This is a genomic window from Shewanella sp. SR43-8, assembly GCF_014163775.1.
GTDB lineage: Bacteria > Pseudomonadota > Gammaproteobacteria > Enterobacterales > Shewanellaceae > Shewanella > Shewanella vesiculosa.
Genome location: NZ_JACJDX010000026.1, coordinates 1 through 5,532, shown reverse-complemented (window position 1 = coordinate 5,532; position 5,532 = coordinate 1). Strand labels below are relative to the sequence as shown.

Sequence of the window (5,532 nt, the reverse complement as noted above, 5' to 3'; positions counted from 1 at the left end):
CCTACAAAATCATTAATTGTTGATGGCCGTTTAGGCTCTAGCCCTGAAAGCTCTAAAACCGTTGCAGCGATTAAGTTATTTCAAAGCAAAGTACTTAATATGCTACGTCCAGATGGCAAAATTGATTTAAATGGTCGAACTCTTCGAAAGATGAATGAAATGTTGATAGTAAAGAGCATTCAGATCGCGGGCATGCAAGACCCTAAACTTTTCATGACAAATGTAATAAAGCCGGCTCTTTTGAAAATAGGTTTAGCCTCCAGAAAAGCAGAAATGTTACTACTAGGAACCGCCATCCAAGAGAGCCGTTTAAAATACCGACAACAATTAGGTGGCGGGCCTGCTTTAAGTTATTTTCAAATAGAACCAGCCACACACGATGATATTTGGGATAATTATCTAGCATACAGACCTGAGCTTGCAAAGAAAGTCAGCGAATTGTTGAACAATGATGACAAATTACAAGAGCTAAAAGATAATGATCTATATGCATGTGCTATGGCAAGAGTGCATTATTTAAGGGCTCAAGCAGGGTTACCATCAGAGGATGATCTTCATGGTCAGGCAGCGTATTGGAAATCCTATTACAATACGCCGTTAGGTAAGGGAACGATTCAAGAGTATGTTCATAATTGGCAAACCTATGGGGTTAAGTAATGAAGTTATATAAATCTATTTTTGCAGTCTTATTATTGACCGGTAGCCATTTTGCTGCAGCGTCAGATTGTATTCAAATAAAAGTGATAAAGCCGATAGTAGTGCAATTTAGTAGTGATGATGTTAAGTCAAAAAGATTTGATCAAGTTAAACTTTTACATGAAGATAAATCGGGCATTTGTTTACCGACTCTTGACACCTATGTTTTAGCATATAATGAAGGTGTTCCATTTATTGCTGCTCGTTTGAAGGGACACACGCCAAATATCACATTGATAAAAAAAGATGATATTGAGTATGCCTTGATTAAATATCATACGGGGAACAAGCTTCAGGTATTGAAAGGGTACCAATATGTAGACTCTGATTTAATTGAACTTCCAAACTTTACCTTAAGTAGTAATTTAAGCCAAATCAATATCGTTAATGGAAGTATTGAAGTTAACAATACCGAATTAGTTAAAAATAAGGTAATAAACCAATTGGCATACTATGATTTTGACCTAACGGGTATACATAAAAAGCGTTAAAATAATATCATTGGCATTTATCTCAGTTGCTGTGCTGTCAGCCGATAAGGCTACTGAATTGAATAGTATTTCCAGACCCAAAGGCACCATCGTTAGCGTAGAATATATTCCTTATTATCCCCGTTTTTCGCGAGTGGTGGTTAACGCTTTTTTGTGTGGCATTTAACTCGAAGAATAACGTTTACACACATAGGGTTCTATAAAGAATGGTAAAATTAACAAAGATTATCTTTTATCTTTTCAACTATTAATTATTTCATTGTCTTGGTGATTAGTGGTCTCATACCCACATTAAATCAACTTATCACCTTAATATCTGACGCCTAGTTTCTTACAGGAATTAGGTGGAATTATCATCATTAACAAAGTAAAGGAATACTATGCACGATATATTTGGCGAAATTAGACGCGAATTTTACACTCAAACAATCAAGGAGTGGTTAGGTTGGATTGTGGGGACATTTTTGCTGGTCGTGTTGATTAAATGGTTTGCTCAGCAATATGACGTCCCAGAATTTGAATTCCATGTTTGGGTATCAGCCACTCTTTATCTTTGGTATGTCTCTACTATTAGCTTATTAATCGGTAGCACCTATTTTATCGCCCGTAATGCTCAAACCATGTTAGAGAGGCGAGCAACACATCCGCAAAAGCCTGACAGTATTGATTTAACCAATGATTTAGCCCGAGTTAAAAAAATTAAGATTAAAGCCGGAGTAATTGCAGTTGTTGCGCATATTATCAATGCTGGCGTTGTTTACTTTGTTACTGGTCACGTTCCTGGCATGACGTCAGAATATCAATTGTATGCTGTTATAGGAGTATTTGCGATAGCCGCCATTAAACCTGCGATGTTAGCGGTAAACGCTATTCGTATGGAGATTTTTGGCATGATTGAAGAGGCGGATTATCCGCAGAAATCGGTTGCTGATTTATGGCGAGTGGTGAATGACTTTAACGACTATGAAGAACGATTAGAAAAAGTATTCGAGCGTATAGATGACGCTAAGCAGGAGTTCAGCCGTGAAAAAGAGATGACTATTGCTGATATTGTTGAAAAATTAACACTGTATAAAGCAGAATTACACTCTGCATTTGATGAAAAAATAACACTTTTCTCATCATCAGACAGCGCAAGGGAAGCGGCTTATAACGCGTTAAAAGAAGCACAAGCACCATTAAGTAAAGAAGTCAGTAAAATATTGGCTGAACTGCAAAATTTACAAAGCTTTGTGATTGATTTACGTGATAAAAATATCAAGGGAGAGCAATTGATGTCAGCATTAAAAGAATTTGGTATTGAGTCATTAGCTGATTTAAATGTGAGTTTTCAAAAATCGATTGTGACGCATAATCCACCCTTACGAAGTGTGCTATCGCCAATTGTAGATGAAGGAATACGCAGCTAAATGTCGTTTTGGGGTCAAGATTATCAATTTAGTGATTGATGGACCCACGGCACTGTACTTTAAAGATTGAATCATTCCTTTAGTGTGAAACCCTGTTTAGTTCTTTAAAAATGGATAGCCAAAATATAGGTGCATTACTGGTTAACGCACCTGCTTTTAATTGGGGGTAAAGTCTTGGCTATACCTTAGATGATACGCCTGTCGAAGGTTGTTGTTTAGTCGTTAAAGAGGGCAATATTCTACCTCATGCCTATGGTTTATGTATGAAAGCTCATAGTTACTGGCAGTAGTATTTCAACAATAAAACTGTCAATTAAGTGGCATTACATTAATAGACAGTCGCTTTACAGGCCATGGCCCATCGAAGCCGATTGTGCAGCTGGCTCATTATCACTATCTGTCATCAGGCTTATTGCATAAAACGATACAGGGTAATCAACTTGAACTCAGTCATGCCTATGATAGCTATTCAAGATTAATTGAGCAGACATGGCGACATGTACAAAAAGAGACTCAATTATTTGTGTCCAGACGTTATCTATATGATAAGCAACATCAATTACTTCGATTATCGTTACGACGCTAGTGGCAATCAAATCAGCCAAATTGGCACTGTCGATAAACAACAGCGCAGCTTTAATGGCTTAAATCAACTGGTGCAAATCAACGTTAACGGCAAGCTGACGCAATACGAATATGATGCCTTAGGCCGTCGCAGTGCAAAAATCACCGAACTCGGTCGAACCGACTTTATTTGGGATAATCATCAGCTGATTGGCGAATGCACCTTAGCTGAATACACCTGGTTTATTTATCAGCCTGATACTTTCACACCTGTAGCACTAATTAAGTCCGGGCAGGTTTATTATTACCATTTAGTCCAACTCGGCACGCCGATTTGCTTGACCGATGAAAACACCCAAATTGTCTGGCGCAGCCAACAAGACGTGTTTGGTCAAACTATTGAAGGCTTAGATTTTGAGGTGGGGATAATGAGCATGTTGATTATTCAGCTCTGCAAGACAAAATTACTAACCCAATCCGTTTTCAAGGCCAATACTTTGATGACGAATCAGGGTTACACTACAATCGTTTTAGGTACTACAGCCCTCAGCAAGCTCGATTTATACACCAAGACCCTATTCGTTTGGTGGGCGGTATAAACCATTATCAATATGCCCCAAATTCAGTGAATTGGGTGGATCCGTTTGGTTTAAGCTGTAAAGAGTTTACTGCTTCTGAAGAATCAGCATCTTACCAAGGGCAAGAGCCATATATCGGAGTTGATAATCTCGAAAACATCGCTATTCCAAAAGGAATGTTACTAGCGCATATAACTTGGAAAGAGCAAGGTGGGATCACTGGAAATTATTTTACAACTCAAGGTGCTGTTGAAATAGCAAGGGCTAAAGATGGTTTTGTTAGCTCTAAAGCGTTGAATCAGGGAGTGCAAGTTTATGCGGGTGATGGTCGTGATGAGTATAAAAAATATGTACAGATATTTGAAGTTAAAGAAGATATTCCTCTCGGGGCTGCCGCTGTTGGGTCGATAAAAGCAAACCCACAATTTAACCCATGACGTTATTAAACACACGAACAGTACTTTATTCAAGATAGTCAGTTGAGTAAATTGGCTCCGGTTCGAAACTCACTAGAAAAAATGAAAGATATTAATGCTCCAGATATAAGTCAAAAATTAAATATACTAAGAGCAAAGGGTAATAAATAATGAATAAAACAAAAGTTTTGCCTTATCCTAGAGATGGGGAACCTAGCTGTTCTCACTTGCAGCCTGTAGTTGATTACTTAATTAACAATGGTAATAAGTCAGTAAATACATATGTTTGGGGTAATAATAGAACGGGATATTTTTGTCATTTACGATATGACATCGATTTTAATGAATTAAAAAAAGTATTCGACTTTCCTGAGAGTATTAAACTAAATGAAAAAAATCAGACGATCGATTGTTTTAACACCTACTCTTCAATAAATATAACATAAAAGTCAATTAAAAAATGAGGAGATAACTGATAAATAATCATATTTAGTCAAGTTCTGGTGGTTTTTCTAAAATATTTGGTCTGTTAGGGGAAATAATTCGCCAACCATTGCTGAAATGAAAAATGTGACCACTATTCATTTAACATCGATTAAAGGATAAACACTTGAGCAATGTAATATGTAAACCATTGGGATTAATAGATCATCGTAATCTTAAAAGTGATGAGGAAGTATTGTTAATGGTTGATTATGAGATGTTTTCTGATGAGACAACTTTACTCATTAAAAAGGGTAGCCACTTGGTTATATCGACTGATTTTTATTCAAAAATGAAAAAGAAAAGAAGTTATTCACAGTCCGAATATCCGTTAACCGCATTGCCGTGGATTATTGACCGAATAGAAAATGGTTTTTTTAAAAATCCGGATGCAGGAGGTTTTTCAGACTTTGAACGCAATACTACTGCGGAATTTGAAACCGAAACCATTGGCATTAATGCCATGGCACATTGTTGCACTGAAAACTTACCTGGCTTAAATATTTGGAATGGTAATAGGAAAAGTTATATTTCTAATATAACACCTCACGAGTGGAATATTCCTAATTATATGTTGAAAGATGGTTTGTTAGATAAACTAAAAATAATAGCCGATAAATACTCATGAATGTATTACTGTAGCTATTATACTAATGACAAGGATAATACGATGTCATCGATAAAAATAACTCAAGCTGTCGGGCTGGGTGGAGCTAACAATGTAAACGATGTAAAAACAGTACAAAGTGGTTTAAACAAACTGCTTAAATTCATTCCTCCTACAAAATCATTAATTGTTGATGGCCGTTTAGGCTCTAGCCCTGAAAGCTCTAAAACCGTTGCAGCGATTAAGTTATTTCAAAGCAAAGTACTTAATATGCTACGTCCAGATGGC

At 36.8% G+C, this 5,532-nt stretch carries 5 protein-coding genes and 3 pseudogenes; all 8 read left to right on the top strand.

What is annotated here, in order from left to right; translation table 11 throughout:
* Window positions 1–657 (top strand): hypothetical protein (locus tag H5114_RS20125; RefSeq protein ID WP_259395354.1); only part of this gene is annotated, 657 nt, incomplete at its 5' end.
* A complete protein-coding gene (locus tag H5114_RS20120; RefSeq protein ID WP_182723878.1) occupies window positions 657–1,187 on the top strand; it encodes a hypothetical protein in 531 nt (176 codons plus the stop codon). The genes H5114_RS20125 and H5114_RS20120, both read left to right, overlap by 1 nt.
* A gap of 380 nt (window positions 1,188–1,567) precedes the next feature.
* On the top strand, window positions 1,568–2,596 hold the full coding sequence (locus tag H5114_RS20115) for a hypothetical protein (protein WP_182723877.1): 1,029 nt from the start codon (window positions 1,568–1,570) through the stop codon (window positions 2,594–2,596).
* Between the two features lie 497 nt (window positions 2,597–3,093).
* Window positions 3,094–3,513, top strand: a pseudogene (locus H5114_RS20600) (hypothetical protein); the annotation flags it as partial.
* A 98-nt stretch (window positions 3,514–3,611) separates the two neighbouring features.
* Window positions 3,612–3,752: pseudogene (locus H5114_RS20665) on the top strand (RHS repeat-associated core domain-containing protein); the annotation flags it as partial.
* A gap of 42 nt (window positions 3,753–3,794) precedes the next feature.
* Complete coding sequence (locus tag H5114_RS20595) at window positions 3,795–4,175, top strand: hypothetical protein (RefSeq protein WP_273057036.1); 381 nt, start codon at window positions 3,795–3,797, stop codon at window positions 4,173–4,175.
* A 589-nt stretch (window positions 4,176–4,764) separates the two neighbouring features.
* Entirely contained in the window at window positions 4,765–5,265 is a 501-nt protein-coding gene (locus H5114_RS20105; RefSeq protein WP_182723876.1) for a hypothetical protein, read from the top strand.
* Between the two features lie 42 nt (window positions 5,266–5,307).
* Window positions 5,308–5,532: pseudogene (locus tag H5114_RS20100) on the top strand (peptidoglycan-binding protein); the annotation flags it as partial.

Coding starts and splice junctions, on each gene's coding strand:
- H5114_RS20120 (WP_182723878.1), top strand. CDS start 657: ATGAAGTTATATAAATCTATTTTTGCAGTCTTATTATTGACCGGTAGC.
- H5114_RS20115 (WP_182723877.1), top strand. CDS start 1,568: ATGCACGATATATTTGGCGAAATTAGACGCGAATTTTACACTCAAACA.